This is a genomic window from Pseudarthrobacter sp. S6 (assembly GCF_050156575.1).
Taxonomy (GTDB): Bacteria; Actinomycetota; Actinomycetes; order Actinomycetales; family Micrococcaceae; genus Arthrobacter.
On record NZ_CP189581.1, the window covers coordinates 4,007,739 to 4,034,723 of the forward strand.

Consider the following 26,985-nt stretch of genomic DNA (forward strand, 5'->3'; position numbering starts at 1 on the left):
GGCAGCAAGCGCGCACGTCTGCACGGTCCTCGGCCAGGCGGCGCCGCGACAGCGGCTGATGCAGCAGCAGGTACGCTCTATTTCATGACCCCCGCACCTGTGATCATCGCCATTGACGGGCGATCCGGCGCAGGCAAAACCACTCTGGCCATCGAACTCGCCGCGCAGCTACGGAACCATCACAAAGTCGCGCTGTTCCACCTTGAAGATATCTACCCGGGCTGGAATGGCCTCACCGCGGGCATCGAGCGCTACGTTTCCACCGTGCTCACACCCTTGAGCCGCGCCGAGCCCGCCACCTGGACCAGCTGGGACTGGGACAGGCATTACGACGGCGACACCCGGGTCACGCTGCCCGCCGAGATCGTGATCATTGAGGGAGTGGGGGCGGCCGCCGCCGACGCCAGGCCCATGCTCAGCGCTGTCATCTGGGCGGACGCGCCGGACGACATCCGCCGGAAGCGGGCCTTGGACCGCGACGGCGGGACGTATGAGCCGTTTTGGGACCAATGGGCCGAGCAGGAGAACTCGTGGCTCGCCGCCGACGACGTCCGCCGCCAAGCCGATATCCGCGTCCGCAACAATGCCGATGGTTCCGCCACCGCCGACGTCATGCAGGCCCTCGTGTACCTGCCCGCCCTCGGACCGGCGCTTGTTCCCGAGCTTGCCGCCCGCCGCGGCCTCAGGCTGCGTGCAGAACGGCTGGTCGCCAGGCCTGACGCCGCCGTACTCTTCGAGAACCTGTTCGGCGGCTCAGCGAACGCCGTCTGGCTGGACTCCTCCAACGCCGGCATCGCCAACGCAGACACCGAGCGCAACCGCTTCAGCATCCTCGCGGACGACGGCGGAACTTACGGCCAGGCGGTCACGCACCGGTCCGGCGAAAGCGTGATCACGGCAGGCTCCGCCACGGCGCGCGTGCCGGGACCGTTCTTCCGCTGGCTGGACACCGTCTGGGGACGCCGGGCGGTCCGCACTCCGGAGGGCTACCCGGGCGACTTCACCCTGGGCTGGCTGGGCTGCCTGGGCTATGAGCTCAAACGCGAAACCGGAGGGACGGACGTAGCGGCGCCGACTCCCGACGCGGCCCTGATCTTCGCGGGCCGCGCCGTCGTTCTGGACCACGTTGAAGGAACGGCCTGGCTCCTTGCACTGGAAGCGCCCGACGCCGACGGCTGGCTGGCCGACGCCCGCGCCGCCGTCGCCGGCTCCGCAAGCACCCCGGGCTCTGGCGCTCAAAGCTCGCACCCCGGCGGCAGCAACGTCGTCGTGCGTTCCGTTGGGCCCGCATTCAGCAGCCGCGACACGGAGCGCTCCTACCTGGCCAAAATCGAAGCCGCCCAGTACGAAATCCATGAGGGCAACTCCTACGAGGTGTGCCTGACCACCACGCTCACGGCCCGGCTGCCCGCCGCCGCGGCCGCCCCCTGGCCCACGTACCTCGCGCTGCGGCGGAAGAACCCGGCGCCGTTCGCCAGCTACCTGCGGTTCGGCGGGCTGACGGTGGCCAGTACGTCGCCTGAGCGGTTCCTGAGGATAACGTCCGACGGCGGCATGCGCGCCGAACCGATCAAGGGCACCCGCCGCCGGGGTGCTGATCCGGAGCGCGACAGGCAGCTGCGGGAGGACCTGGCGGCCTCGCTGAAGGACCGTGCGGAAAACATCATGATTGTGGACCTGCTGCGGAACGACCTTAGCCACTTCGCTGAGCCCGGATCGGTGACAGTCAGCAGGCTGTGCGAGATCGAAAGCTACGCCACCGTGCACCAGATGGTCAGTACTATCGATGGGCAGCTCGTGCCCGGAGCGCCGCGAGCCGAGGCGGTGGCCGCATGTTTCCCTGCCGGCTCCATGACCGGCGCCCCGAAAATCAGCACCATGGCAATCCTGGACCGGTTGGAGGAAGGCCCGCGGGGCCTGTATTCCGGCGCGATCGGCTACTTTTCGCTCAACGGGGCCACGGACCTGGCGGTGGCGATCCGTACTCTGGTCACCACGGCGCAGCCCGGTGGTGACGGCGGCGGACAAGGGGCGACGGCGGAACTCACCCTCGGCATCGGCGGCGCCATCACTGCCGACTCGGTACCTGGCGAGGAGTACGACGAAATCCGGGTGAAGGCGCACGGTGTGCTGTCCGCGCTGGGCGCGGACTTTCCCACCGGCTAGGCAGCCCTGGTGACTTGCAGGCTTACTGGACGGTAGCCGTCAGCCGGGCCACGTTGTCGATGTACCGGGCGGCCAAGGGGCGCTGGACCCAGTCCTCGAGCATGAGCTCCTTCGAAATGTCCCGGTATGTGTCTTCCACCGCGCGCATGTTGTTCACGATTTCCGCGCCGAGCAGCATCACCGAGACCTCCATGTTCAGCGAGAAGGAGCGCATGTCCATGTTGCTGGAGCCCAGGACCGCCACTTCGTCGTCGATGGTGAAGTGCTTGGCGTGGAGCACAAAGGGCGCTTTGTAGAGGTAGATCCGGACACCTGCCTCCAGCAGCGCCTCGTAATAGGAGCGCTGGGCGTGATGGACCAGGAACTGATCGCCCTTCTCGGAGACGAACAACTCCACGTCCACGCCCCGCTGGGCCGCTGTGGTGATGGCGTAGAGCAGGGAATCGTCGGGCACAAAATACGGGCTGCAGATGGAGATCCGGTGCTGCGCAGAATAGATCAGGGTGTTGAAGAGACGCAGGTTGTTTTCGGTGATGAACCCGGGGCCGCTCGGCACCACCTGGGCTGTGACGTTGCCCGGTTCGGGGTTGGCCGGGAGCTGCAGCTGATGTTCCAGCGACTCGTCGGTTTCGCTCAGCCAGTCCGTGGCGAAAACGACGTTGAGTGTGGTGACGATCGGTCCGCGCAGGCAGGCCATCAGCTCCACCCATTCGCGGCCGGCTTTGCGGTGTTTGGGGTTGTTGTAGGAAGGCTCGATCAGGTTCTGCGACCCCGTGAAGGCGAGTTCGCCGTCGATCACCATGATCTTCCGGTGGTTGCGGAGGTCCGGGCGGCGCCACTGGCCGTGGGTCGGCAGCAGCGGGAGCATCCGCTTCCACTGGATCTTCCCGGCCCTCAGCCGCTTGAGGAAGTTGCGGTAACCCTTGACCCGGAGCGTGCCGATGTGGTCGAACAGCACCCTGACTTCCACGCCGCGCTCGGCGGCCTCCTCGAGTGCGGTCAGCAGGTCATCGGTGATGTGGTCCGTACTCATGATGTAGAACTCGGCGTTAACGAAGTTCTTGGCCTTGCGCACCGCCTCGGTCATGGCCAGGATCGAGTCCGGATAGCCGGGAATGAGGTCCACGGAATTGCCGTCCACCATGGGGAGGGAGCCGAGCCGCCGGTTCAGTTCCCCGGCCGACTTCACCCATTCGGGCCCGGGATACTCACTGACGACGTCGGCGAGCGCCGAGATGCCGGACCGCACCCGGGTGTTGATGATCTCCTGCTGCTGGCGGCGGCGCCTGGAGAGCTTGAAGTTTCCGAACAGCAGGAAAAGGACCAGCCCCAGGAACGGCACAAAGAAGATTCCCAGCAGCCAGGCCATGGCCGTGGTGGGGCGCCTGTTGCCGGGGATGATGCCGATGGCCAGGACCCGGATTACCAGGTCGGCGAGGCTGAGCACCACCACCAACCACGCGGGGGCGGTACCGGCAAGAGAAATTGGCCACAGCACTGGAATACCCCCGGATTGCGCGCACCCGCGGACCGGTTCCGGCGGGGCAATGACCACAGCTTAGCCGCGGTGGGCCCTACTAAGCTGGAGCCATGACTTCTCCTGCGCCCGTGGTGCTCGTTTTCCTTGACCCCGCGTTCCCGGACGGCCGGCTGGCCGACGCTTCACAGCCCCAGCTGATGGCCACGGACCAGGGCGCCACTCGCGGCGATGGCGTGTTCGAATCCATGCTCGCGGTGGGCGGCGCCGTCCGGAAGCTCCAGGCTCATCTGGACCGGCTGGCGGGGTCGGCCCAGGCCCTTGACCTGGCGATCCCGGCTCAGGCCGTGTGGCGGGCAGCCATCTCCACTGGCGTCGCGGAGCGCCGCACCCAACACCCTGCTCCCTCGCCAGATGAGGACGAGGTGGTGGTGAAACTCTTGGTTACCCGTGGCCCGGACGGCGCGGAGTCCCCTACGTGCTGGGTTCAGATCTCCCCGGTGGGCGCCCTCGGCCGCCGCCAGCGCGAAACCGGGATCGACGTCATCCTCCTGGACCGCGGCTACGACAGCGACGTGGCTGAGCGTGCCCCGTGGCTGCTGCTGGGCGCCAAGACCCTGTCCTATGCCACGAACATGGCCGCCCTGCGGTACGCCCACAAACAGGGCGCCGAGGACGTCATCTTCACGTCCTCAGACGGCCGGGTCCTGGAGGGTCCCACGTCCACTGTGCTGCTGGCACATGTGGAAACCTCCGACGACGGCGCCGGCGCCACCCGCACGGTGCGCCGGCTCATCACCCCGCAGCTGGACAGCGGGATCCTCCCCGGGACCTCCCAGGGTGCCCTTTTCGCGGCGGCCAAGGCGGCCGGGTGGGAGCTCGGGTATGGTCCGCTGGAACCGCAGGACCTGCTGGATGCCGACGCCGTATGGCTGATTTCCAGCATCAGGCTGCTCGCACCGGTGAACCACATTGACGGCAAGGAAGTGGGAACGCCTGCCGTACAGAAGCAGCTGACGGCAGAACTCAACGCATTGCTTGCCGGGGTTCAGTAGTTCGTTGGGATTCAACAGTTTTCCGGGATGCAGCAGTTTTCCGGCGTTCAGCAGGAGGGCCTGAGGCCATGGCGGTTCGCAGTGCGGGGATCCTGCTGTACCGGCGGGGAGCAGACGGGCTGGACGTATGGATAGCGCACATGGGCGGACCGTTCTGGGCGCGCAAACAGACCCAGTCGTGGTCCGTTCCCAAGGGCGAATACCTTCCCGATGAGGAACCCCTGGTGGCCGCCCTTCGGGAATTCGCCGAAGAGATCGGCACGCCGCCGCCGGCCGTTGACTACTTCGAACTGGGCGCCTTCCGGCAATCGTCCGGAAAGATCATTACGGTGTTTGCGGCTGAGTCTGACTTCCAGCCGGATGGGATTGTGAGCAACACATTTCCGCTGGAGTGGCCCAGAGGATCCGGCATCATCCAGGACTTTCCCGAGGTGGACGACGCCCGGTGGGTGACGGAAACCGATGCCCGCGGCAAGCTGGTCAAGGGCCAGCTTCCGATCCTGGACGCGCTGCTGGAGCGTCTTGAACGGCACTGAATTGATCCGCCCCAGACCCGGGCCGGGTACTGACGGGCGGAACTGCCCTTTTGGTCCGTCGCGCAGGTCCGTATGGTTTGGTGCATGAACTCTCACACGGAGCCGACCAACACATTGACGTTCGACGAATGCTGGGAGTTGCTGGCCGATGACATGCTGGGGCGCCTGGCCCTGGTAGTGGACGGCCATCCGGAGATCTTTCCGGTCAACTACGTGCTGGACCGCAGGAGCATTGTCTTCCGCAGCGCCGGTGGCGCCAAACTCTGGGGCGCCCAGGCGGACCGTCCCGCGGCGCTGGAGATCGATGGATACGATCCCCGCACGGAGATCGCCTGGAGCGTGGTGGCGCGCGGAGACACCGCCGTGATCGAGGCCCAGGCCGAGAAGGACGCCGTTGACGCCCTGCATCTGGAGCCCTGGCAGCCCGGGCCCAAGGAATACTACATCCGGCTGACGCCACTCGCGCTGACCGGCCGCCGCTTCCAGGTCACCAAACCGGACGTCTGGAACACCCGGTTGTCGGACCGCCGTCGTGCTTCCTTCGAGTAGCGCGGGCGACAGGCACCCCATGAGCCACGATTCTCACATCCCCGTCATCCTGGGCGGCGCACGGACCCCCTTCGGCAAGTTCCGCGGCAGCCTGTCCGGGCTCACCTCCAGCGAACTGGGTGCCCACGCCATCCGGAACGCACTGGAACGGTCCGGGGTGGCGCCGGAACAGATCCAGGCCGTCATCGTGGGGCAGGTTATCCAGGCGGGCGCTGGTCAGGGACCCGCCCGGCAGGCCAGCCTCGCCGCCGGCATCGGCTGGGATGTGCCCACCGTGACCATCAACAAACTGTGCCTGTCCGGGCTGACCGCCGTGATCGATGCCGCCCGGATGATCCGCGCCGGCGAGGCTGATTTCATTGTGGCGGCAGGCCAGGAATCCATGACCAACGCCCCGCACCTGCTGCCCCGGCTCCGCGGCGGCGTCGCGATCGGTGACGCGCCGCTGCTGGATTCGCTGAACTTTGACGGCCTGCAGGACCCCGTCTCAGGTGAACTGATGGGCTCCGCCACCGACGCCGGGAACGTCCGCCTGGGCATCAGCCGCGAGGACCAGGACGCCGTGGCCGCCCTTTCGCACCAACGGGCGGAGGCCGCCCGGGCGGCCGGCATCCTGGCTGAGGAAATCGCTCCGTTGGAGGTCCGGCAGCGGCGGGGACCCGCCGTCGTGATTAATTCCGACGAGGGCATCCGCGCCGGCACCACAATCGAGACGCTGGCGGCACTGAAGCCCGCCTTCTCCAAGGATCCGGCCGCCACCATCACCGCCGGTTCTGCCTCCCCGCTGTCCGACGGCGCGGCCGCCGTGGTAGTGGCCAGCAAGGCAGCAGCGGAAGCGGCCGGCCTCAGCTGGATCGCGGAAATCGGCAGCCACGGCCAGACCGCCGGACCGGACGGTTCCCTGCATTCCCAGCCGTCCCGCGCCATTGAGCGGGCCCTGAAACTTGAAGGGATGACCATTGACGACGTGGACCTGATTGAGATCAATGAAGCCTTCGCCTCGGTGGTACTGCAGTCCGCCACGGACCTGGGGATCGACGCGGACAGGATCAACGCCGACGGCGGCGCCATCGCCCTGGGCCACCCGGTGGGCGCCTCGGGGGCGCGTCTGGTCCTGCATCAGGCACTCGCGCTGAACCGGCGCGGCGGCGGGACAGGCGTGGTTGCGTTGTGCGGCGGCGGCGGCCAGGGCGACGCCCTGATCCTCAAAGCCCGACCCACACCCCTCCTCCAAAGCAACGCGGGGTCACTTAACGCCCATGCGGAGGCTTTGGACGGGCGCTAAGTGACCCCGCGTTGCTGTCAACCACTCCACTAGCCAGACAGGACACCATGAACACTTCACCTACCGCCGAAGAGGGTTTCGGGACCATCTCTGTTGCCGCAATCCTGGCTGAATCAGCCGCCCGCTTCCCGGACTCCGCGGCCCTCGTGGTGGGCGAGGAGCGGGTGACCTACAGCGAACTCTGGGAACAGACGCGCGCGTATGCCGGTGCGTTGCGGGACCGTGGCGTGGGGCACGCCAGCCGCGTGGCCCTGCTGATGCCCAATATTGCTGATTTCGCCCGGGTCTACTACGCGGTCCTCGCGCTGGGCGGCGTGGTGGTGCCGTTGCATGCGCTGCTGAAGGGCAAGGAGATCGAGTACATGCTGCGCGACAGCGGCGCGCAGCTGCTCGTCTGCGCCGGACCGCTCCTTGAGGAAGGTGCCAAAGGCGCCGCGGCCGCGGGCATCGACGTCGTCACCGTCCTGGTGCCGGAGGGGACCGAAGGCGCTGCCCGGCTGGAGACCGAAGCGGCAGGAGCCGAGCCCATCAGCACCTGGCTGCCGCTGCGGCCCTTCGAGACGGCCACGATTCTGTACACATCCGGGACCACCGGCAAGCCCAAGGGCGCCTTGGGCAGCCACTTCGCCCTTGTGGAACAGACCAATACGCTGCTGACCAGCACGTTTGACCTCCGCCGCGGTGACGTCATCTTCGGCGGACTGCCGATGTTCCACACCTTCGGCCAGACGTGCGTCCTCAACACCGGGCTGCGGGCGGGGGCCACCATCGTGATGCTGCCCAAGTTCCGCGGGGACGCAGCCCTGGATGCCCTCGCCCGGCACAACATCAATGTCTTCTTCGGCGTGCCCACCATGTACATCGCCATGCTCGAAGCCGCCCGCACCAACACCGGCCGGTCCAACGCCCTGCGCTACTGCATCTCCGGCGGCGCGTCCCTGCCGGTGGCGGTGATGGACAGGTTCAAGACGGAATTCGGCTCGGACATTTACGAAGGCTACGGCCTGACCGAGACGTCCCCGGTTGCCACCTTCAACCATGTAGGCAAAGCGCCGCGGCCCGGAACGGTCGGCCAGGCCATTTGGGGAGTCCAGGTGGAGATCGCCCGCGCGGACGTCCAAGATGCCATCGAACTGCTGCCCACGGGCGAGTTAGGCGAGCTGGTGGTCCGGGGGCACAACCTCTTCACGGGCTACCTCAACCGGCCCGAAGCCACCGCCGAGGCTGTGGTGGACGGCTGGTTCCGGACCGGCGACCTGGGCACCAAGGACGGGGACGGCTACCTCCGGATCCTGGACCGGAAGAAGGAGATGATCATCCGGAACGGCTTCAACGTCTACCCGCGCGAGGTAGAGGAAGTCCTCAGCCGGCACGAGGCAGTCCTGAGCGTTGCCGTCTATGGCGTCCCCGACGAAACCCATGGGCAGGAGGTGGCGGCCGCCGTCGTCCTCAATCCGGGCAGCAGCGCCACCGTTGATGAGTTGCGGGACTTCGCCGCCGCGGAATTGGCGGCCTATAAGTATCCGCGGATCATTACCCTAGTCACCGAATTCCCCACCGGCCCCAGCGGCAAGGTCCTCAAGCGCGAACTCACCGCCCGGTACAGCGCCGCCCATACTCCAACAGGGTGATCAGGCGGGAATGATGCGGGACAGGAAACACGCGTTGGTTACGGAACATGACGACGGCGGCGGTGCGGCGGGGCGGGGCGAGTGTTACGTTTTTCGGGAGTAATGAGAACCGGCGCCAAGCCCTGACTGGCCGGTCGGCAACCCTCCCTTTCGCGGCGGGGTGCCTCAGGTGAATACTCGGCATATCGACCCATTCGAGCTGCAAGCGTGAAAGAAGGAGTTCCGTCGTGCCTAACGCCCCCGCCCCTGACCCTGCCCCCGAAGAAAAACTGTCGTACCGGCTTGTCACCGGGCCGGACGACAGGTCTTTCTGTGAACGGATTTCCACTGCCCTGGCCGAAGGGTATGTCCTGCACGGCAGCCCCGCCGCCACGTTCAACGGCACCAGCGTGATTGTTGCGCAGGCACTGATCCTCCCGGCAGCCATCGCAACGGCGGACGCCGCCGTGGCCACCGCCGTTGAAGACCTCGATTTCGACGGCGAGGGCCACGCATGAGCTACGCCGGAGACCTCACCCCGCACGAAGCCTGGGCCAAGCTGGAGCAGGGCGCCATTATGGTGGACGTACGGACCGAAGGCGAATGGGCCCACATCGGCATCCCCGACACCAAGGCCACGGACCACGATCCCCTGTTCATCCCGTGGACCTTCCCCGGCGGCATCCCCAACCCGGATTTCATCACCGACCTGACACAGCAGGCACCGGAGGACGACGGCGCCGAACTGGTGTTCCTCTGCCGCTCGGGCCAGCGCTCCATCGCCGCCGCCATCGCCGCGACGCAGGCCGGCTTCACCGCTTACAACGTCCTTGAGGGTTTCGAAGGCGAGACGGACCGCTACGGCGAGCGCACCGTCAACGGCTGGAAGAACCGCGGCCTCCCCACCAACCTGGGAATAACGAAGTGACTTTCAACGAAGACGCCGCCGGCTGGAGCGCCGAAACGCAGGCCGTCCGCGGCGGGCTGGACCGCACCAACTTCCAGGAGACCACCGAGCCGGTCTTCCTGAACTCCGGCTTCGTCTACGAGTCCGCTGCCGCCGCCGAGCGCGCCTTCACCGGCGAGGACGAACGCTTCGTCTACTCCCGGTACGGCAACCCGTCCGTGGCCACCTTCCAGGAACGCCTTCGCCTGCTCGAAGGCACCGAAGCGTGCTTTGCGACGGCATCTGGCATGTCAGCGGTCTTCACCGCCCTGGGCGCCCTGCTGGCGGCCGGCGACCGGGTGGTTGCCGCGCGTTCACTGTTCGGCTCCTGCTTTGTGATCCTGAACGAGATCCTGCCGCGCTGGGGCGTGGAAACCGTGTTCGTTGACGGCCCGGACCTCGAACAGTGGGCTGCTGCACTGTCGGAACCCACCACCGCAGTGTTCTTCGAATCGCCATCCAACCCGATGCAGGAAATCGTGGACATCGGCACCGTCAGCGAACTGGCGCACGCCGCCGGGGCCACCGTCGTCGTCGACAACGTCTTCGCCACTCCCCTGCTGCAGCGCTGCGGCCAGCTGGGCGCGGACGTGATTGTGTACTCCGGCACCAAGCACATCGACGGCCAGGGACGCGTCCTGGGCGGAGCCATCCTGGGCACCAAGGATTTCATTGACGGCCCGGTCAAGCAGCTCATGCGGCACACCGGCCCGGCCCTATCAGCGTTCAACGCCTGGGTCCTCACCAAGGGCCTGGAGACCATGGCCCTGCGTGTGAACCACTCGTCCGCGTCAGCGCTGCGGCTGGCCGAATGGCTCGAGCAGCAGCCGGCAGTCAGCTGGGTTAAGTACCCGCTGCTCAAGTCCCACCCGCAGTACGAGCTCGCCGCCAAGCAGATGAAGGCCGGCGGCACCGTCCTCACGTTGGAACTTGCGACGACGGATGACCGCTCGGGCAAGGACGCCGCCTTTGCGCTGCTGGACGCGTTACGGATCATCGACATCTCCAACAACCTGGGCGACGCCAAGTCCCTGATCACCCACCCGGCCACCACCACACACCGCGCCATGGGTCCCGAAGGCCGCGCCGCCATCGGGCTCAGCGACGGTGTGGTGCGGCTGTCCGTGGGCCTGGAGGACGTGGACGACCTCATCGGCGACCTGGAGCAGGCCCTGAAGCGCATCTGACGGCAGGCGGCGGCCGGTTCAGGCGCCTGGCTGGCGCAGCTCCCGGGAGGCCGTCTCCCGGACGGCGGCAGTCAGCTGGTTGAGCACCGGCGAGTCGATTTTCCACCGCTGCCAGTACAAGGACACGTCAACGGGGCTCGCGGAGGCCAGCTCCACGAGGGCGCCGCTGCGGAGGTCTGCCAGGCACTGTTGCTCCGGCAGCAGCCCCCATCCCAGTCCCAGCCGGATGGCCTGGGCGAACTCGGCCGACGACGGCACATAGTGCCGCGGCGCGGTCAGTTCTGCGCCGGTCCTCGTGCGGAAGAACCCGTCCTGCAGGTCGTCCTTTCGGTCAAAGTCCACCACCGGGGCGTGGCTCCCTGAAACAAGTTCCGGCCCGTCGGGCCACCAGCGCCGGAGGTAGCCGGGACTTGCCACCGCACGGTACCGCAGGGAACCCAGCGGTTCCACGCTGCAGCCCTGGACCGGTTCCGGCGTTGCGGTAACCGCGGCCATCACCGATCCCGTCCGCAGGAGCTGGGTGGAATGCTGTTCATCCTCCCTGCGGAGTTCGAAGCAAGCGCCGAGGTCTGGCGGAAGACTTGCCAAGGCAGGCATGAACCAGGTGGAGAGTGAGTCCGCGTTCACCACCAAGGGGATGGGCGCCGTCGGCCGGTCACGGCTCGCCCCTAGCTCCTGCTGGGCGTCCCATTCGAGCTGCCGGACCTGCCTGGCGAACCGCAGGATGGCTTCCCCGGCAGTTGTGGGCCGGACGGGGTTGGTGCGCTGCAACAGGATCTGGCCGGCCGCGTCCTCCATCGCCTTGAGCCGTTGGGAAATTGCCGACGGCGTGACGTACAGGCTCCGCGCCGCCGCCTCAAGCGTCCCCTCGTCCACCACCGCCGCGAAAGTCCGGAGCTGCTCAAACTGGAACATCTTCATTAGCTTTCCTTAATAGAGCTAAGAATATTTAGCTGGAGTAATCCTACGTCCGGCCCGTACGTTGGAGGATATGGATCTGACTGCACTTATAGGCCCCACCGCGCTGGGCTTCAGCACGGGCCTCGCCCTGATCGTGGCCATCGGCAGCCAGAACGCCTTCGTGCTCCGGCAGGGCATCCGCGGCGAGCATGTGGCCGCCGTCGTCCTAATCTGCAGCGTCTCCGATGCGCTGCTCATCGCTGCGGGCATCGCCGGAGTGGGGGCGCTGCTCCAGTCGAGCCCCGTGATCGTGGACGTGGTCCGGTTTGCCGGAGCCGCCTTCCTGGTGGGCTACGGCATCTTGGCCGCGCGCCGGGCACTGCGTCCGGTGGCGTTGACGGCATCGACGCGCCAGCCCGCCGTCGGCCTCGGCGCCGCCCTCAGCACGGTGCTGGCCCTGACCTGGCTCAACCCGCACGTCTACCTGGACACCGTGCTGCTGCTCGGATCGGTGGCCAACCAGCAGGCGCACGATGTGCGATGGTGGTTCGGTGCCGGGGCCATGGCCGCCAGCATCGCCTGGTTCAGCGCGCTGGGATTCGGTGCCAGGGTCCTCCGGCCTTTCTTCGCGCGGCCCGGCTCGTGGCGCATCCTTGACGGGCTCGTCACTGCGGTTATGCTCACGCTGGGTGTGCGCCTGGCTGTCGGTGCGTGACGTCCATGTTCCTTAGCGCGCACGGACACTGACGTTGACCTGGGAGACGGTGCGGCGTAACTTCATGGTCACCACCGCGATGTCGCTGGGCCAACGCATCCGCCGGACCGAAAGCCAGCCATGAATGGAAACCAGCAAGTGCACGGCAACAAGCCATTTCAAAAGGCCGGAGCCGTCATCGTCGCGGCGGGCACTTGCTGGGGACTGGGGATTTCGTTCGTGGGGAACGTGCATGCCACCCGCGACCCGGCCACCAGGCTGGCCATGCTGGAGCGCCACCGAGGCCTCTGGATAGCCGGACAATTCCTGGCAGCCGCCGGAACCATGGCCGTTCCCGTTGGATTCGTCCGGTTCGCCCAATCCGTCCGGCCGGGCCCCGCCAACGGCCTCGCCAGGACGCTGGCTGCCGCCGCAGCCGCCGCCCTGCTCGCCGGCGCGCCCTTGTTTGTGGTGGCCCTTGCGAACCGCGCAACGGACCTGGAGGGGTTCGCCTATCGGCGGGGCTCAAACTGGACGTTCCTGACATACTCAGGGCTGCATATCGGCGGGCTCGCGGCCCTGGGGGCGGGACTCCTGCTATTGCCGCTGAAACCCTGGACCGGCATCACGGCGGCCGCCAGCGCACCGGTCTTCGCTGCCATCCTGGCTGGCACCAAGGACATTCCGCCGTTCGCCTTCTACCTGGTGGAAACCGCTGTGGGTGTCCAGCTGATGCGCTACGTGGAACCCCCGGCTCCCGCCGAGGACAACACGGACGCACTCCCCCGGCGTTGATGCTGAGGCCGGCGCGAACTGCGTCAGGGGAACGTTCAGGAGAGCTCAGGACTGGCGCACCCGCAGCAGCTCAGGGGCCTCGTCCTCCGCCAGCAACCCGGAGGTGCCGCGTATCGTTACTTCCACGGCGTGGGCAACCACGGCCCCCAGCCCGCCGTCGTCGGGTCCTGTTTTTTCCATTGCTGCGTCCCGGACCCTGCGCTGTTCGTTTGAGCCGGTGCCGCGGGCAATGATGTCCTCAACACCTTGCCGGGCCAAGGCGAGCTCGTCCTGCTCGGCGAGGACAGGCGCCAGATAATCAACCAAAGACCGTACGACGTCGACTGCGGGCGCCGGCCGGAAGGTCCCGAAATCCAGCAGCTCACCGCTCATGCCGCTGCTGCTCGCCTGCCACGCCGCCATCCGCAGCAGCACCGTGGGCACCGGGGCCGGATCCACGCCGGCGCGCCAATCGCGGCTCGCCGATTCGACCAGGGCCCGGACCAACACCGCAATCAGGGCAGCATCCTCGGCACGGAGGCAGACATCGGCCACCCGGACCTCTACGGTGGGGTGGTTCCGGGACACGCGCGCGTCGAAGTAGATCATGCCTTCGTCCAACAGCACGCCGCTGTCCAGCAGGCGCGTTACCACCCGCCGATATGCGGAATATGTCGTGAAAATTGCCGAGGGGCCGGACGTGGGCCAGCGGTTCCAGGCCTGGGTGCGGTAACTCTCGAATCCCGTGCGCACCCCGTTCCAGAACGGCGAGTTGGCGCTCAGGGCTGTGAGGACGGCAAGCTTGTCCCGGATCCGGTCCAGCACCGCCACGCCCTCGTCCTTGGACTCGATGAAAGTGTGAACGTGGAAACCGCAGGTCAGCTGCTCCTGCGCAGTCAGGCCGAAGCGTTCCAGCATCCGGGCATAGCGGGGGTCCGGGGTGGTGTGGCTGGCGAGGCCAAACGGAGAGGTGGCCAGCGCGGCCACCCTTGCCCCGTTTTTGGCCGCCGCCTGGTCCGCCAGCAGCCGGCCGGCCCGGATCTGCGGCAGCAGTTCTGCGTACTCGAGGCAGGGCCGGGTTTGGGTCTCGATCTGCTCAAGCTTCAGCTCGGCAGTCAGGCCTGTCCCGTCGTCGTGCGCGGTTTGGTCCGTACCTGCCATCACATAGTGGCGCTCCGGGGCGTCATCGGCAGCCATCCGGCGGCCGGACAGCATCGCATCTGCCAGGGCAAGCGGCTCCCCCGTGTCCGGATCAACGATCAGGAGCTCTTCCTCGACGCCGAATGTGCGCATGCTTATATTGTGCGGCAACGGGCAAGGCCGTGGCAGTCCTGGAGCCGGCGGATTCTGCCGAGCGTCAGTCCTGGAAGTACTCCACCTTGGCGCCGATGGTGTTGAGCCGTTCCGCCAGGTCCTCGTAGCCTCGCTCGATCACGTAGATGTTCCGCAGCTCCGACACTCCCCGTGCCGCAAGCATGGCCAGCAGCAGGCAGGCGGCGGGGCGGAGTGCCGGCGGGCAGCCCACCTCGGCGGCCCGCCACTTCGTGGGGCCATTGACGTAGATCCGGTGCGGGTCCAGCAGCTGCACCTGGGCGCCGAGCCGGTTGAGTTCGGTGAGGTAGATGGCCCGGTTCTCGTAGACCCAGTCATGGATCATGGTCTGGCCATGGGCGTTGGCGGCAATGACCGCGAAGAACGGCAAGTTGTCGATGTTCAGGCCGGGGAACGGCATCGGGTGGATCTTGTCCTCCGGAGCCCGCAACTCAGACGGTTTGGTAGTCACATCCACCAGCCGGGTGCGGCCGTTGCGCGCCACGTACTCGCCGGAAATCTCCAGCTGCTGGCCCATCTGCTCCAGCGTGGCCAGTTCGATCTCCATGAACTCGATGGGGACGCGGCGGATGGTCACCTCTGAGTTGGTGACGATGCCGGCGGTGATGAGGCTCATGGCCTCGATGGGATCCTCGGACGGGAAATATTCAATGTCGACGTCGATGAGCGGCTGCCCGGTGATCTTCAGGGTGGTGGTGCCCACGCCGTCGATCTTCACCCCCAGCATCTCGAGGTAGAAGCAGAGGTCCTGGACCATGTAGTTGGGGCTGGCGTTGCGGATGACGGTGGTGCCGCGGCGGTGCGCCGCTGCCATGATTGCGTTCTCGGTGACGGTGTCTCCGCGCTCCGTCAGCACAAAGGAGCGGTCATGAGTGTCCGGCGGCGGAGCCTGGACGGCGTAGAAACCGGCCGTGGCTTCCACTGAGAGCCCGAACTGGCGCAGCGCCTGCATATGCGGCTCAACGGTGCGCGTGCCCAGGTCGCACCCGCCCGCATACGGCAAGCGGTATTCCGCGGATTCGTCCAGGAGCGGGCCCAGGAGCATGATGACGCTGCGTGTGCGCCGCGCGGCGTCCACATCCATGGCGTCAAGGTCCAGGACGTCCGGGCGGCGGAGCTCGAGGTCTGTGTCGTTAAGCCACGTGCACTCGACGCCGATGCTGGTCAGGACCTCGACGATTCGGTTGACCTCTTCGATCCGGGCGAGTCGGCGCAGGACGGTGGTGCCGCGGTTGATCAGGCTGGCGCACAGCAGCGCCACACCGGCGTTTTTGCTGCTGTTGACATCCACCGCCCCGGAAAGCGTGCGGCCGCCTTCGATCCGCAGGTGCGTCATCTGCGGTCTGCCCACTTTGACGATGCTGCGGTCGAGAATGGCTTCGAGCCGCTGGATCATTTTCAGGCTCAGGTTCTGCTTGCCCTGCTCCATCCGGGCGACGGCGCTTTGGCTGGTTCCCAGCGCGCCCGCGAGCTGGCCCTGGGTCCAGCCTTTCTCGGTCCGGGCGTCCCTGAGTGTGGCGGCGATATGCTCGGCGGTTTCCTGAATCATATACAAGAAATATCACAAATGAGCTAATGCCAGAGTATTTGGCTCTCAAGTCACGGCGCGGCGGCCGGAATACCCGCCCCATGCGATATTCGATACACCGCACACTGCAGACAGGGCGCCCCGGCAGGATCGAGCTAACGCCAGACGAAGTTCCAGGTTCCCATCGCGGCCGCGGCAACCACGGCCGCCGCCGCGATCAGCACGCCGCCCGCCAGCACCCAGGCGTCCAGCGCCGAATAGGTGGATTCCCGGGCCCACGTCCGCTGCCCGGTGCCAAAACCGCGCGCTTCCATGGTGACGGCCAGACGGGATGCGCGGCGGATGGCCTGGACCAGGAGGCCAAAGCTCTGCCCGAGGGTGGCCCGCAGCCGTTGCAGCGGGGTGCCCTGCGAGCCCACCCCGCGGGCCCGCCGCGCCATGCCGATGGTCTGCCACTCCTCGGCCATAAGTCCCACCAGGCGCATCGCGGCCAGCGTGCCGAGGACAAACCGGTGCGGCAACCGGGCTCTCTGGGCCAGCGCGTCGGCGAGATCGGTGGGGTCCGTGCAGGTCATGAGCAGGATCGCCGGGAGGGCAATCGCGAGGCCGCGGAGCATAAAACCGATTCCCAGCTGCAGGGAACCTTCGCTGATGGACCAGATCCCGACGTCGAGCAGTACAGCGCCGCTATCGGCCGCGACGATCGCTGTGCTCCAGCCGCCCAGGGCTGCCGCGATAATGAGCGGCCAGCCGCGCTGCCACAACAGGCGCAGGCTAAGGCCCGCCAGCGGGAAGAGCGCCAGTTCCGCCGCAATCGCCACCGAGGCGGACACCCAGTCGATGGAGAGCGCCAGCACCAGCGTGATGAGGAAAACGACGGCGAACTTGGCCAACGGGTTGGCGCGCGTCAGCGGTGCCTGGTTGCCGCGGAGAGTCAGGGCATCCCTCATGCCGCACCCGCTTCCTGGCGGGCGCCGCCGCGTGAGGCCGGGCCAAGCCGCAGTTCGGCCCCGCCCAGGACGGCGCTGAATTCCTGGTCGTGGGTCACGGAAACTACGGAGGTCCCGGCGTCCAGCAGTTCGGAAAGGAACGATGCGAGCTCGGCCCAGGTGTTGGCGTCCTGGCCGAACGTCGGCTCGTCCAGCACCAGCACACGCGGGTGGGCCGCCAGGACGGTGGCCACCGACAGGCGCCGCTTTTCGCCGCCGGACAGTGTGTACGGATTGGCTTCCACCAGGTGCGTCAGGCGCAGCCGTTCCAGCAGCTCTTCGACCCGCTCCTCGCCATGGCCCAGATGCCGCGGACCGAACATCAGTTCGTCCAGCACCCGGCCGGTAACGAACTGGTGCTCGGGCTCCTGGAACACGGTTCCGATGCGGGAAATCAGTTGGTGGGCTTTCCATTTGAACGGATCGATCCCGGCGCCCGCGGAAAGCTCGACGGCGGCAGCCACCTTCCCGGCCACCGGCGCCAGCAATCCGGCGAGCGTCAGCGCAAACGTTGACTTCCCGGCGCCGTTGGGCCCCGTGATGGTGAGTGCGTGGCCGGAACGGACCTGGGCTGTGATGCCCTGCTGCACCGGCACCGGTGGGATGGTCCGGAAGCCGCGGCGCCGCGGACGCTCACGGGAGACTGCCAGGTCCGCGGCGGCCAGCAGCAGCTCACCGGAGCCTGCGGACGCGCGGCTCCGGGTTGCCGGAACATACCCCGGCACCCAGACGCCCGCACCGATCAGCATGTCCCGTGCGTCCGCGAGCACCTGATCCGGCGGCCCGTCCAGGAGGACAGCGGATGTAGCGGCCAAACTTCCTGCGGAGCCCGCAGCGGAGCCCGGCTGGAGCACCACAATCCGGTCAACCAGGTCCTTCCAGACGGACACGCGGTGTTCCACCACAACGAGTGTGGCGCCGGTTTTGTCCAGGCAGCGGCCCACAGCGTCCCGGACTTCCAGCACGCCGGCGGGATCCAGGTTCGCGGTGGGCTCATCCAGCAGGATCAGCCCGGGCCGCATCGCGAGGATCCCGGCCAGCGCCAGACGCTGTTTCTGTCCGCCGGACAGAGCCGACGTCGGGTGGTCCAGCGGGAGCCCGGCGGCACCTGGCCCGCCGTCGGCGTCCACACCAGTGCCATTGGCGTTCAAAACAGCGCCGGCCCCGGTACTTCGCAGCCCGACGTCGTCGAGCGCTTCATGGACGCGCCGCCAGATCTCGTCCCGTGGAACGGCGAGGTTCTCGGCGCCGAAGGCGACGTCGTCACCCAGGCGCGACAGAACTACCTGCGTTTCGGGGTCTTGCTGCATCAGGCCTGAGCGGCCGCGCTGCCCGCGGGGAACCACCCCGTCGATCAGCAGCGAACCGGTTTCGTCGGCGTCGTCTCCTTCATCCCCCAGCACCCCCGCGAGCGCGTGCAGCAGCGTTGACTTGCCCGCGCCCGACGGGCCCAGCAGCAGCACCCGCTCGCCGGGAGCGATGTCGAGGTCGAGCCCATGGACGGCGGGGGCGGAACGGCCGGCATGCCGCCAGCCCCAGCCACGGGCGGATACCGTGGCGGGGCGCACTCCGGAAGCGACGGCGTCGGAAGCGGTCATCAGTTGAAGACGGGCTCCGACGCTGCCTTCCGGGACGCGAACGAGCTCAGCACACCGGTCTTGGCCAGGCCGCGCGTGGCGATCCAGGACAGCGCGCCCGCAATCACCGCGCCGGAGATGGTGCAGAACACGATGTAGGCGAGCTTGTCGCCCGGCTCGTAGGCGATATTCCAGCCCCACGGCAGAAACGAGTCGTTGAGGCCGCAGAACAGCCCCGCCCCGGCACCGGCAAGCAGAGCGGCGATGAGGTTGTATTTCTGGTGCAGGGAGGATTTGAACCGGAAGTTGCCGTACACCAGCAGGAAGAACACCAGTTCGGCGCCCAGGCCCTGGAGGAGTCCGGAGATCAGCACCGTGGCGCCGTACTGCGAGCCCATGATGAGTTCGCCGGTGGCGGCCACAGTTTCGCAGAAGAGCGCCGCGCCGGGTTTGCGGATGATGAGCATGCCCAGCACTGCCGGGATCATCCAGCCGCCGGCGATCAGGCCGGTCAGCGGGGGGTAAACGGCATTCATCGGTGCGGAAACGATGCCGGCGGCTTGGGACCACGCCCAGAAGATCACGCCGCCGGTGATGGCGATGAGCGCCGCCACCACGATGTCCACAACACGCCAGGTATTGCCGGTCTTTTTGAATGCTGCAGTTGTCATATTGTCCTCCTGAGGAACAGGAGGGGAAAGTGCCCCGGTAAGCGGCGCTGCCGCCGTTGCCGGACCCTTCGAGAACTCGACTCCCTTGCGCCGGTACTAACCGGATCAGGTTCGAGGGTCTGCGGCTGTCCGCACTCTCAGCGCCGGCCTGCGGGTCCCTGGCAATGCCAGTGATGTCCGACGGCGGCGCTCCCCTGTCGTAATAAATCTGCCCTGATGGGCGTGCTCCAGTTTACACCGCGGGCGGGGTAGATTGTGGGCCATGACTGCCAACAACCCGACTGTGACTGCGTTCAATCCCGATGCGACGGTGCCCCAGCCGGCGGGGCTGCTGGAGGCCCTGATCGCCCGCATCGAGGGCGAGGTCAGCGAGCTGCAGTTTCCCCATTTCACCAGGGATGATTCCCTCAACCTGGGGCTGCTGCTGGTGGAGCTCGGCAAATCGCGCCAGCTGCCTATCGCGATCGACATCACGAAGGGTGACCAGGTCCTTTTCCATGTTGCCCTGGACGGGGCCACCCCCGACAACGAGCACTGGATCCGGGCGAAGCAGCGCACCGCCGCCAGGTATGAGATCCCGTCGTTGCTGGTGGGCCTCCGCGGCCGGCTGCACGGCGGCCGGATCGAGGACCACGGCTGGTACGACGAAACCGTCTACGCGGCCCACGGCGGCTGCTTCCCGGTCTACGTCACCGGCGTGGGTGCCGTAGCCACGGTGACGGTCTCGGGCCTGCCCCAACAGCAGGACCATGATCTCGTGGTGGAGGCCCTGCGGGAGATTCTGGAGTCGATGCGGCCGGGTTAGGCTAAAGGCAGTCCCGGATCCGCTCACAAGGAGTTCAACGAATGAACCTGTTCATCAAGCTGCTCGGCACTGCAATCAGCCTCGGCGCCGGATTCGTCGGCACCAAGATGGTCAATACCGTGTGGGAAAAGTCCACGGGCCGGAAGCCTCCCACCGGCAAGGATGAAGACACCCCCACGAGCCTCCGCTCGGCGCTGACGTTCGCGCTTATTTCGGCCTCGGTCAGCACCATCATCCAGGTGCTGGCCAACCGCGGCACACAGCGGGCCATTACCCGCTTCGCCAAGTCCCAGGACATCGTCTAAGCGCACCACCAACCCATGAGTTTTTGTCCAGCTAAAGGCCTCCAACCGGCACTGACGCCGTGTTATCTGGACAAAAACTCGCGCGCGGGGCGGAACACTAGCATCGACGAATGAGGCTCAGCCCCGCCGGCCGCCGTCGTCCGCTTCATCCCGGGAGGAGTCATCCCGGGCGGATTGTGCCGCCTTCTGAACCACGGCGTCGAGTTCATCGGAGCTGAGCAGCTCGCGGTGCAGGTGCTTGGTGCGGTACCCGGCGCGGCCCACCATGTGGGCAGAAACCGGCACGGTCAGCAGCTGGAAAATCCAGGCCACGAGCAGCGCGGGCCACACCCACCAGGTGCGCATCTGCAGGCCGATGGCCGCAAGGAGCAGGAACAGCCCCAGCACCTGGGGCTTGGTGGCCGCGTGCATGCGGCTGAGCAGGTCCGGAAAGCGGAGCAGTCCGACGGCGGCGGCGAGGGACATGAGGGCACCCACCAGCAGGAACACCGCCGACACGGTATCGATGACGTTATCAACCACGCCGGCCTCAGGATTCATTGGCTTGCTCCCGACGGTCGGCCACAAAGCGCGCAACTGTCACTGACCCGATGAAGCCGACAATGGACAGCGCCACCAGCAGCATCAGGTTGTTCAGGTGCCGGTTGACGGCCATATCGATACACAGGGCCGCGCCGAGGATCGCAAGCAGGACGTCGGAGGCCAGCACCCTGTCCAGCAGCGACGGGCCGCGGGAGATCCTGATGATGGCTCCCGCCGCTGCCAGCGAAAGAATGACTGCCGTAACAGCCAGAACGGTCTGCATCATGCTGCGGCCTCCTGCCGGATTGCTTCGAGTTCTTCGCGGGAACCCATGATCCTGATCAGGTCCGCCTCGATCGAGCGGACTTCCCTGCGCAGGTTCGCGACCTCTTCCGGGCTGCTGACGTTGAGCCCGTGGAGGTACAAGGTGGACGTTGACCGGTCCACTTCCACCACCAGGGAGCCCGGGATCAGGGAGATCACATGCCCGGTGGCGGTGACCATGAGGTCCTGGTGGCTCCGCAACGGCACTGCGACGACGGAGCTGATGACCCGGGGGCCGCGGACAGCCGCCAAGTACATGACCTCAACGCTCGCTGCCGCCACCCTGCCCAGGAAACGCAGGGCAAATGGCACGGCGTGAAGAATGTTGAAGCGGCCGCTGACTTCTACCGGCGGCAGGTAGAACATCCGGGCCACGAGCACGGCCAGCAACGCGCCGAACAGCAGGTTGCCGGGGCTGAGGTCCTGCCACAGGGCGCCCCAGACGATCACCAGCCATACCAGCAGGGGCAGTTCCTGGCGCAGGGAAATCCGCCGGCGGCTCATTTGCCTCCTCCGTCTTTCAGGGCCATCGGGGGAACCTGCGTGTCCTCGCCCAGAACGGCCTGAATGTAGGCGGATCTGTCCAGCATTTCGTGGGCGGCCTGGTCCGAGACGGTGAACAACGGGCCGGCGAAGACCGTCAGTGACACGCCCAGCGCCACCAGGCCCAGCGTTGAACCCACCATGGTCCGGGGCAGCAGCGTGACGTTCTTGCGGCCGGCCCGGCTGCCGGTGTCCGAATCCTCGGGCGCGGCCAGCAAGACGGGGTCCGGGTGCTCGGCGTCCGAGGGCTTGCGCCAGAACGCGCGGTTCCAGACCCGTGCGACAGCCAGCAGGGTCAGGAGGCTGGTGACCACGCCGCCGATCACCAGGGCGTAGGCCAGCGGCGTGCCCAGTTCGATGCCCGCCTGGATGAGCCCCACCTTCCCCATGAACCCGGAGAACGGCGGGATCCCGGCCAGGTTCATGGCGGGGATAAAGAACAGCAGGGCCAGCATGGGTGACAGCTTGGCCAGGCCTGCCAACCTGTCCACGGAAGAGCTGCCGCCACGGCGTTCGATCAGGCCCGTGACCATGAAAAGGCTGGTCTGAATGGTGATGTGGTGGGCCACGTAGAACACGGCGGCGCCAAGCCCGGCCACCGAGGACATAGCCAGCCCAAACACCATGTATCCGATGTGACTCACCAGGGTGAAAGACAACAGACGTTTGATGTCGCTTTGCGCCAAGGCGCCAAGGATTCCCACCACCATGGTCAGCAGCGCCGCCACCATCAGCGGAGTGTTCAGGCTGTCCCCCGGGAAGAGGAGGGTCTCCGTGCGCACCATCGCGTAGACCCCGACTTTGGTCAGCAGGCCGGCGAATACCGCGGTGACCGGCGCGGGCGCCGTGGGGTAGGAGTCAGGCAGCCAGAAGGAGAGCGGGAACACGGCCGCTTTGATGCCGAAGGCCACCAGGAGCATCACGTGCAGCAGGGTCCGGGTTCCCCCGTCCAGGTCCGCGAGCTTAATGGCGAGGTCGGCCATGTTCACGGTTCCGGTGGCGCCGTAGACCATGGCGATGGAGATCAGGAACAGCACCGAGGACACCACGGAGACCACCACGTACGTGACACCGGCGCGGATGCGCGGGCCGGTTCCGCCCAACGTCATCAGCACATAGCTTGCCGTCAGCAGGATCTCGAAACCGACGTACAGGTTGAACAGGTCACCGGACAGGAACGCGTTGGAGACCCCGGCTACGAGGATCAGGTAGGTGGGGTGGAAGATCGACACCGGCGCGTCGTGGTCGCCGTCGGCCATGCCCTGCCCGGTGGCATAGACCAGCACGGCGAGGCTGATGGCCGACGACACCACGAGCATGAGGGACGAGAACTGGTCCACCACCATCGTGATGCCCCACGGCGGTAGCCAGCCACCGATGTTCACGGCGGCGGTTCCGCCGTCCCACACGGAGCCCAGCAGCAGGCACTCCAGCACGAGCGTCAGGGACAGCACCCCGATGCTCACCGCGCGCTGGGCGCGGGAGTGCCGGATCAGGAGGAAGGCCAGGGCAGCACCGAGGATGGGAAGAACGACGGCGAGCGGGGCAAAGCTTGCGATGTTCACTTCACACCTCCTTCGGGACCAGGGGTTACGTTCTGCGAGCCGGGTTGCTCTTCAGCGGCGGCATCCGCGGCAGGAATCTCCTTGGCCCCGACCGTGACGGAACCGCCGGACGCTTCCGGGCGCTCCGCCGTCGGGGGGTGGTCTGAGACGGCGCCCCCGTCGCTGCCGAGCATGGTCAGGGGAAACTCGGACGTTTCGGCTGGGATAGGGGCATCATCCTCGGCATCGAAGCGGGGCGTCTCGGCGACGCGGAGGTCCTCGACGTCGTCCTGGATCTCATCCTGGCGGGCCAGGACCCACGTGCGGTAAATGATGCCGAGCATAAAGGCCGTCACGGCGAAGGAGATCACGATCGACGTGAGGATCAGCGCCTGCGGAAGGGGGTCCGAGTACTCCTGGGCGGCGGTGTCCTTGTTGTACAGCGGCGCCAGCCCGGCATAGCCACCGGTGGCCAGGATTAGCAGGTTGGTGGCGTTGGCCAACAGCATCAGTCCCAACAGCACCCGGGTGAGGCTGCGTTCCAGGATCAGGTAGATGCCGCACGCATACAGGGCGCCCATGACGGTCAGCAGAGTCAGGTTGACGCTCATCCTTGGTCCGTAGCGGGGGCGCCGGCGGGGACGCCCACGGGCTCCTGCACCTGGGCAGCGGCAGGGTCGTGGTCGGTTGGCAGGTCTTCGGCAGGAGCAGTCCGCTGCTCTTCGAAGTGTTCGTCGATCTCGGAGCCCAAGCTCCGCAGAACGTCCAGCACCAGGCCGATCACCACGATGTACACGCCGATGTCGAAAATGGTGGACGTGACGAACTTGATGTCCCCGAACACCGGAAGCCAGAGTTCAATGATGGCCGTCTGCAATACCTGGCCGCCCAGCAGCAGCGGCACCACACCGGACGCCGCCGCCGTAGCGAGCCCGATCCCCAGCAGCGTCCCGGCGCCGACCGGGGTGGCCTCGCGCAGTTCGAACCGGCCACCGGCCAGGTACCGGATGGCCAAGGCAAGCCCGGCAGTCAAACCGCCGGCGAATCCGCCGCCGGGCAGGTTATGGCCGGCCAGGAGAAGGTAGAGCGAGAAGATGATCAGGGAGTGGAAGATCAGCCGGGTGACCACTTCAAAGATAATGGAGCGCCGTTCCGGTGCCAGGGTGCGCCCCGCCACGATCCAGGCCTCCCGGGCCGACGCTGCGAATTTGCGGCTGATGGCCAGAGCTGCTGCGTCCCGCGACCCGGGATCCACCGCAACCTGGCGGCCAACGCTGCCCTCGGCAATGGTGTCAGGGACCCTGCTCCGGTCTCCACGGTCGCGGACGAAGATAAGGCTGGCCACACCTGTGGCGGCCAGGGCCAGGACGGATATTTCACCGAAGGTGTCCCAGGCTCGGATGTCCACCAGGGTCACGTTGACGATGTTCAGCCCGCCGCCGCCTTCATAGGCGAGGCGCGGGAACTCCCGAGACACCGGGACAGCCACCCGGGCGCCCATGGCGTGAATGGCGGCGAAGACCATGGTGACTCCGAACGCAGCCCCGATGATCACGCGGATCACCCGGTACTTGCCGCCGGTCCGGTCGCGGAGTTCGGCCGGCAGGCTGCGCATGGCCAGGACAAAGGCCACCAGGATGATGGTTTCCACAAGTACCTGGGTGAGGGCCAGATCCGGTGCGCCCTGGAGCGCGAACATCAGGGCGATCCCGTACCCGGTCACTGACACCATCAGCACAGCGAGGAACCGTTTGTTGGCCTTAACCGCGGCCAAAGCGCCGATCACAATCCCTGCCCCGACCACCGGCTGCAGCGGCGAGTAAGGGTCGATGAAGTACAGGTTGTCGGGAAGCGGCTTGCCCGCCAGCAGCATGGCCGTCAGCGGCAGGACGAATGCCACGGTGAGGATCACGGCGAGGTAGAAGTACAGCGAACCACGCTGCGTGCGGCCCGTGATCCAGACGGCGGTGTCATCCAGGGCGCCGATGGTGAGCTGGTAGATGCGGTCGCCGTCGATCCAGCTGGGCACGCGGGACTGCGCGCGGGCCACCAGGGTTCGTCCGAAGTACATCGCCAGACCCAGCGCGAACGTGAGGGCCGTCAGTCCCAGGGATGCCGTGAAACCGTGCCACAGCGCAAGGTGGCCTGCCTGCTCGGCCGGTGTGCCGGCGTCGGACGCGGTGGAGGCGAACAGCGCCGCGTAGGGCTGGACCCAGGCGTCCACCGGCGCCGGCCAGAGGCCGGAGACGATGCTCAGGAGGCTGAGGAGGGCCGGGGCCGCCAGGAAGGAAGGCCTGACCGCCTTGAACGTGGTCCGCTCAATACCCGGCTTCACCGCGAACGCTCCCCACATAAAGCGGGCACTGTAAGCGAACGTGAGAATGGACCCAATGACAATGCCCACGAGCACCACCATGCTCCAGGCCTCGCCGTCGGATGCATGGTGGACAAAGGCTTCCACAACGGATTCCTTGGCCACGAACCCTGCGAGCAGCGGGACACCGGCCATCGAGGCGGCTCCGATGCCGGCCACAATTCCGAGCGCGCGGGACTGCCGGAACACGCCGGACAGCTGGCGGACATCCCGGGTCCCCGCCTGCTGGTCGATGATGCCAACCACCAGGAAGAGGGTGGCCTTGAAAAGTCCGTGGGCGAGGAGCATCGCGAGCCCTGCTAGGGCTGCATCCGGCGTGCCCAGGCCCGCGACCATGGTCAGGAACCCCAGCTGGCTGACGGTGCCGTAGGCCAGGATGAGTTTGATGTCGGTCTGCCGGAGGGCCCGGTAGCCGCCAACCAGCATGGTGGCCAGGCCCAGCCCCAGCACAATGGACTGCCAGTACGTGGTGTCGGAAAACCCCGGGGCGAGCCGCGCCACCAGGTAAATCCCGGCCTTCACCATCGCCGCGGCGTGGAGGTATGCGCTCACCGGGGTGGGAGCCGCCATGGCTCCGGGAAGCCAGAAGTGGAAGGGAACCAGGGCGGACTTACTAATGGCGCCCGTCAGGATGAGTACGACGGCGGCAGCAACGGTTGCGCCCGAAGGTCCGCTCACCAGGGTGGGAGCCTGCGCCAGAACCGCCGAAATCCGGTAGGTTCCGGCGCTCTGCCCCAGCATGATCAGCCCCACCAGCATGGCCAGTCCGCCCGCGGTGGTGACCATCAGGGCCTGCAGCGCCGAACGCCGGGCCGCCAGCCTGGTCCGGGCGAAGCCAATCAGCAGGTAGGACAGGATGGTGGTGAGTTCCCAGAAGATGAACATCAGAAGAAGGTCGTCAGCGATCACCAGGCCGAACATCACTCCGGCGAATGCGAGGAATTGGGCGCCGAAGCCGCCGAGGTCCTGGTCCTTGGGGCTGAAGTACCGCGCGGAATATACAAGCGCCAAGGCGCCCACGCCCAGGATAAGGAGCGACATCACCCAGGCGAGGGGATCGAGCCGGAAGGCGAATTCAAGATCCAGCCCGGGAATCCACGGGAAGACTTCCGAGACCGCGCCGGCGTCCGAGTACACGGCGCCGTGCTGGAACAGCAGCCAGACGAACGCAGCAGAGGGCACAGCCGCCAGCGCGTAGAAAGCGTTGCGCCCCCACACCCTGAAGAGAAACGGCGCCACGGCGGCCACCGCAAAGTGCACGGCAAGAACTGTGATCACTGGTATCTCCGCAA

The 26,985-nt window shown here is 66.9% G+C and carries 27 protein-coding genes and 2 riboswitches; of the genes, 13 read left to right on the forward strand and 14 right to left on the reverse strand.

The window, feature by feature from the left end; genetic code table 11:
- Positions 1-84: 84 nt before the first annotated feature.
- A complete protein-coding gene (locus tag ACQCS0_RS19240; protein ID WP_426938945.1) occupies positions 85-2,166 on the forward strand; it encodes a chorismate-binding protein in 2,082 nt (693 codons plus the stop codon).
- A 22-nt stretch (positions 2,167-2,188) separates the two neighbouring features.
- Here the strand turns inward: ACQCS0_RS19240 and cls are convergent, their stop codons facing one another.
- Positions 2,189-3,661 carry a cardiolipin synthase gene (gene cls, locus ACQCS0_RS19245; protein WP_426939584.1) on the reverse strand — a complete coding sequence of 491 codons (1,473 nt, stop codon included), beginning with the start codon at positions 3,659-3,661 and terminating at the stop codon, positions 2,189-2,191.
- A gap of 95 nt (positions 3,662-3,756) precedes the next feature.
- On the opposite strand from cls, the gene ACQCS0_RS19250 reads away from it, so the two are divergent.
- From ACQCS0_RS19250 to ACQCS0_RS19285, 8 genes are all read left to right on the forward strand, one after another.
- Complete coding sequence (locus tag ACQCS0_RS19250; protein WP_354155135.1) at positions 3,757-4,698, forward strand: aminodeoxychorismate lyase; 942 nt, start codon at positions 3,757-3,759, stop codon at positions 4,696-4,698.
- Between the two features lie 68 nt (positions 4,699-4,766).
- Positions 4,767-5,234: an NUDIX domain-containing protein gene (locus ACQCS0_RS19255; RefSeq protein ID WP_354155136.1), complete on the forward strand. Its 468-nt coding sequence runs from the start codon at positions 4,767-4,769 to the stop codon at positions 5,232-5,234.
- Positions 5,235-5,318: 84 nt separating this feature from the next.
- Positions 5,319-5,783, forward strand: coding sequence for a pyridoxamine 5'-phosphate oxidase family protein (locus ACQCS0_RS19260; RefSeq protein ID WP_426938946.1), 465 nt, complete (start codon positions 5,319-5,321; stop codon positions 5,781-5,783).
- Positions 5,784-5,802: 19 nt separating this feature from the next.
- Entirely contained in the window at positions 5,803-7,068 is a 1,266-nt protein-coding gene (locus ACQCS0_RS19265) for an acetyl-CoA C-acyltransferase (RefSeq protein WP_354155138.1), read from the forward strand.
- Positions 7,069-7,115: 47 nt separating this feature from the next.
- Positions 7,116-8,699, forward strand: coding sequence for a long-chain-fatty-acid--CoA ligase (locus tag ACQCS0_RS19270; protein ID WP_426938947.1), 1,584 nt, complete (start codon positions 7,116-7,118; stop codon positions 8,697-8,699).
- 98 nt (positions 8,700-8,797) lie between these two features.
- A riboswitch (SAM riboswitch) is annotated at positions 8,798-8,913 on the forward strand.
- A 13-nt stretch (positions 8,914-8,926) separates the two neighbouring features.
- Positions 8,927-9,196 (forward strand): DUF1737 domain-containing protein, encoded by a 270-nt coding sequence (locus ACQCS0_RS19275; protein ID WP_354155140.1) that lies wholly within the window; start codon positions 8,927-8,929, stop codon positions 9,194-9,196.
- Entirely contained in the window at positions 9,193-9,606 is a 414-nt protein-coding gene (locus ACQCS0_RS19280; RefSeq protein ID WP_426939966.1) for a rhodanese-like domain-containing protein, read from the forward strand. The genes ACQCS0_RS19275 and ACQCS0_RS19280 overlap by 4 nt, the downstream gene beginning before the upstream one ends.
- Positions 9,603-10,811: an O-succinylhomoserine sulfhydrylase gene (locus tag ACQCS0_RS19285; RefSeq protein ID WP_354155142.1), complete on the forward strand. Its 1,209-nt coding sequence runs from the start codon at positions 9,603-9,605 to the stop codon at positions 10,809-10,811. Before ACQCS0_RS19280 ends, ACQCS0_RS19285 begins: the two co-directional genes overlap by 4 nt.
- 18 nt (positions 10,812-10,829) lie before the next feature.
- Here ACQCS0_RS19285 and ACQCS0_RS19290 read toward each other — a convergent pair whose 3' ends face one another.
- The gene (locus ACQCS0_RS19290; protein WP_354155143.1) at positions 10,830-11,732 is read right to left on the reverse strand and encodes a LysR family transcriptional regulator ArgP; all 903 of its coding nucleotides are present in this window, start codon (positions 11,730-11,732) and stop codon (positions 10,830-10,832) included.
- A 70-nt stretch (positions 11,733-11,802) separates the two neighbouring features.
- Between ACQCS0_RS19290 and ACQCS0_RS19295 the strand changes: the two genes are divergently transcribed.
- Positions 11,803-12,426 (forward strand): LysE/ArgO family amino acid transporter, encoded by a 624-nt coding sequence (locus tag ACQCS0_RS19295; RefSeq protein ID WP_354155144.1) that lies wholly within the window; start codon positions 11,803-11,805, stop codon positions 12,424-12,426.
- Positions 12,427-12,438: 12 nt separating this feature from the next.
- Here ACQCS0_RS19295 and ACQCS0_RS19300 read toward each other — a convergent pair whose 3' ends face one another.
- Positions 12,439-12,660, reverse strand: coding sequence for a hypothetical protein (locus ACQCS0_RS19300; protein WP_354223742.1), 222 nt, complete (start codon positions 12,658-12,660; stop codon positions 12,439-12,441).
- Here ACQCS0_RS19300 and ACQCS0_RS19305 point away from each other — a divergent pair.
- The gene (locus ACQCS0_RS19305) at positions 12,646-13,200 is read left to right on the forward strand and encodes a hypothetical protein (protein WP_354223744.1); all 555 of its coding nucleotides are present in this window, start codon (positions 12,646-12,648) and stop codon (positions 13,198-13,200) included. The two genes, ACQCS0_RS19300 and ACQCS0_RS19305, sit on opposite strands and share 15 nt — an antisense overlap.
- A 45-nt stretch (positions 13,201-13,245) precedes the next feature.
- On the opposite strand, the gene ACQCS0_RS19310 is transcribed toward ACQCS0_RS19305, so the two are convergent.
- From ACQCS0_RS19310 to ACQCS0_RS19330, 5 genes are all read right to left on the reverse strand, one after another.
- Positions 13,246-14,472 carry a glutamate--cysteine ligase gene (locus ACQCS0_RS19310; protein WP_354155146.1) on the reverse strand — a complete coding sequence of 409 codons (1,227 nt, stop codon included), beginning with the start codon at positions 14,470-14,472 and terminating at the stop codon, positions 13,246-13,248.
- Positions 14,473-14,536: 64 nt separating this feature from the next.
- Positions 14,537-16,060 (reverse strand): UDP-N-acetylglucosamine 1-carboxyvinyltransferase, encoded by a 1,524-nt coding sequence (locus ACQCS0_RS19315; protein ID WP_354155147.1) that lies wholly within the window; start codon positions 16,058-16,060, stop codon positions 14,537-14,539.
- A gap of 134 nt (positions 16,061-16,194) precedes the next feature.
- Positions 16,195-16,989: an energy-coupling factor transporter transmembrane component T gene (locus ACQCS0_RS19320; protein WP_354155148.1), complete on the reverse strand. Its 795-nt coding sequence runs from the start codon at positions 16,987-16,989 to the stop codon at positions 16,195-16,197.
- Positions 16,986-18,626: an ABC transporter ATP-binding protein gene (locus ACQCS0_RS19325; protein WP_426939967.1), complete on the reverse strand. Its 1,641-nt coding sequence runs from the start codon at positions 18,624-18,626 to the stop codon at positions 16,986-16,988. Before ACQCS0_RS19325 ends, ACQCS0_RS19320 begins: the two co-directional genes overlap by 4 nt.
- Entirely contained in the window at positions 18,626-19,276 is a 651-nt protein-coding gene (locus ACQCS0_RS19330) for an ECF transporter S component (protein WP_354155150.1), read from the reverse strand. Before ACQCS0_RS19330 ends, ACQCS0_RS19325 begins: the two co-directional genes overlap by 1 nt.
- 64 nt (positions 19,277-19,340) lie before the next feature.
- Positions 19,341-19,482, reverse strand: a riboswitch (TPP riboswitch).
- A 56-nt stretch (positions 19,483-19,538) separates the two neighbouring features.
- Here ACQCS0_RS19330 and ACQCS0_RS19335 point away from each other — a divergent pair.
- Positions 19,539-20,081, forward strand: coding sequence for a heme-degrading domain-containing protein (locus ACQCS0_RS19335; RefSeq protein WP_354155151.1), 543 nt, complete (start codon positions 19,539-19,541; stop codon positions 20,079-20,081).
- Positions 20,082-20,122: 41 nt separating this feature from the next.
- Complete coding sequence (locus ACQCS0_RS19340; protein ID WP_282330513.1) at positions 20,123-20,386, forward strand: DUF4235 domain-containing protein; 264 nt, start codon at positions 20,123-20,125, stop codon at positions 20,384-20,386.
- Positions 20,387-20,503: 117 nt separating this feature from the next.
- On the opposite strand, the gene mnhG is transcribed toward ACQCS0_RS19340, so the two are convergent.
- From mnhG to ACQCS0_RS19370, 6 genes are read right to left on the reverse strand one after another with little or no spacing between them, the layout of a single operon-like run.
- Entirely contained in the window at positions 20,504-20,926 is a 423-nt protein-coding gene (gene mnhG, locus ACQCS0_RS19345; RefSeq protein WP_354155152.1) for a monovalent cation/H(+) antiporter subunit G, read from the reverse strand.
- Positions 20,916-21,194 carry a monovalent cation/H+ antiporter complex subunit F gene (locus ACQCS0_RS19350; RefSeq protein WP_111908152.1) on the reverse strand — a complete coding sequence of 93 codons (279 nt, stop codon included), beginning with the start codon at positions 21,192-21,194 and terminating at the stop codon, positions 20,916-20,918. Before ACQCS0_RS19350 ends, mnhG begins: the two co-directional genes overlap by 11 nt.
- Positions 21,191-21,736, reverse strand: coding sequence for a Na+/H+ antiporter subunit E (locus tag ACQCS0_RS19355; protein WP_354155153.1), 546 nt, complete (start codon positions 21,734-21,736; stop codon positions 21,191-21,193). The genes ACQCS0_RS19350 and ACQCS0_RS19355 overlap by 4 nt, the downstream gene beginning before the upstream one ends.
- Positions 21,733-23,340 carry a Na+/H+ antiporter subunit D gene (locus ACQCS0_RS19360; protein ID WP_354155154.1) on the reverse strand — a complete coding sequence of 536 codons (1,608 nt, stop codon included), beginning with the start codon at positions 23,338-23,340 and terminating at the stop codon, positions 21,733-21,735. Before ACQCS0_RS19360 ends, ACQCS0_RS19355 begins: the two co-directional genes overlap by 4 nt.
- The gene (locus ACQCS0_RS19365) at positions 23,337-23,930 is read right to left on the reverse strand and encodes a Na(+)/H(+) antiporter subunit C (RefSeq protein WP_354155155.1); all 594 of its coding nucleotides are present in this window, start codon (positions 23,928-23,930) and stop codon (positions 23,337-23,339) included. The genes ACQCS0_RS19360 and ACQCS0_RS19365 overlap by 4 nt, the downstream gene beginning before the upstream one ends.
- The gene (locus ACQCS0_RS19370; RefSeq protein WP_354155156.1) at positions 23,927-26,971 is read right to left on the reverse strand and encodes a Na+/H+ antiporter subunit A; all 3,045 of its coding nucleotides are present in this window, start codon (positions 26,969-26,971) and stop codon (positions 23,927-23,929) included. Before ACQCS0_RS19370 ends, ACQCS0_RS19365 begins: the two co-directional genes overlap by 4 nt.
- Positions 26,972-26,985 lie beyond the last annotated feature (14 nt).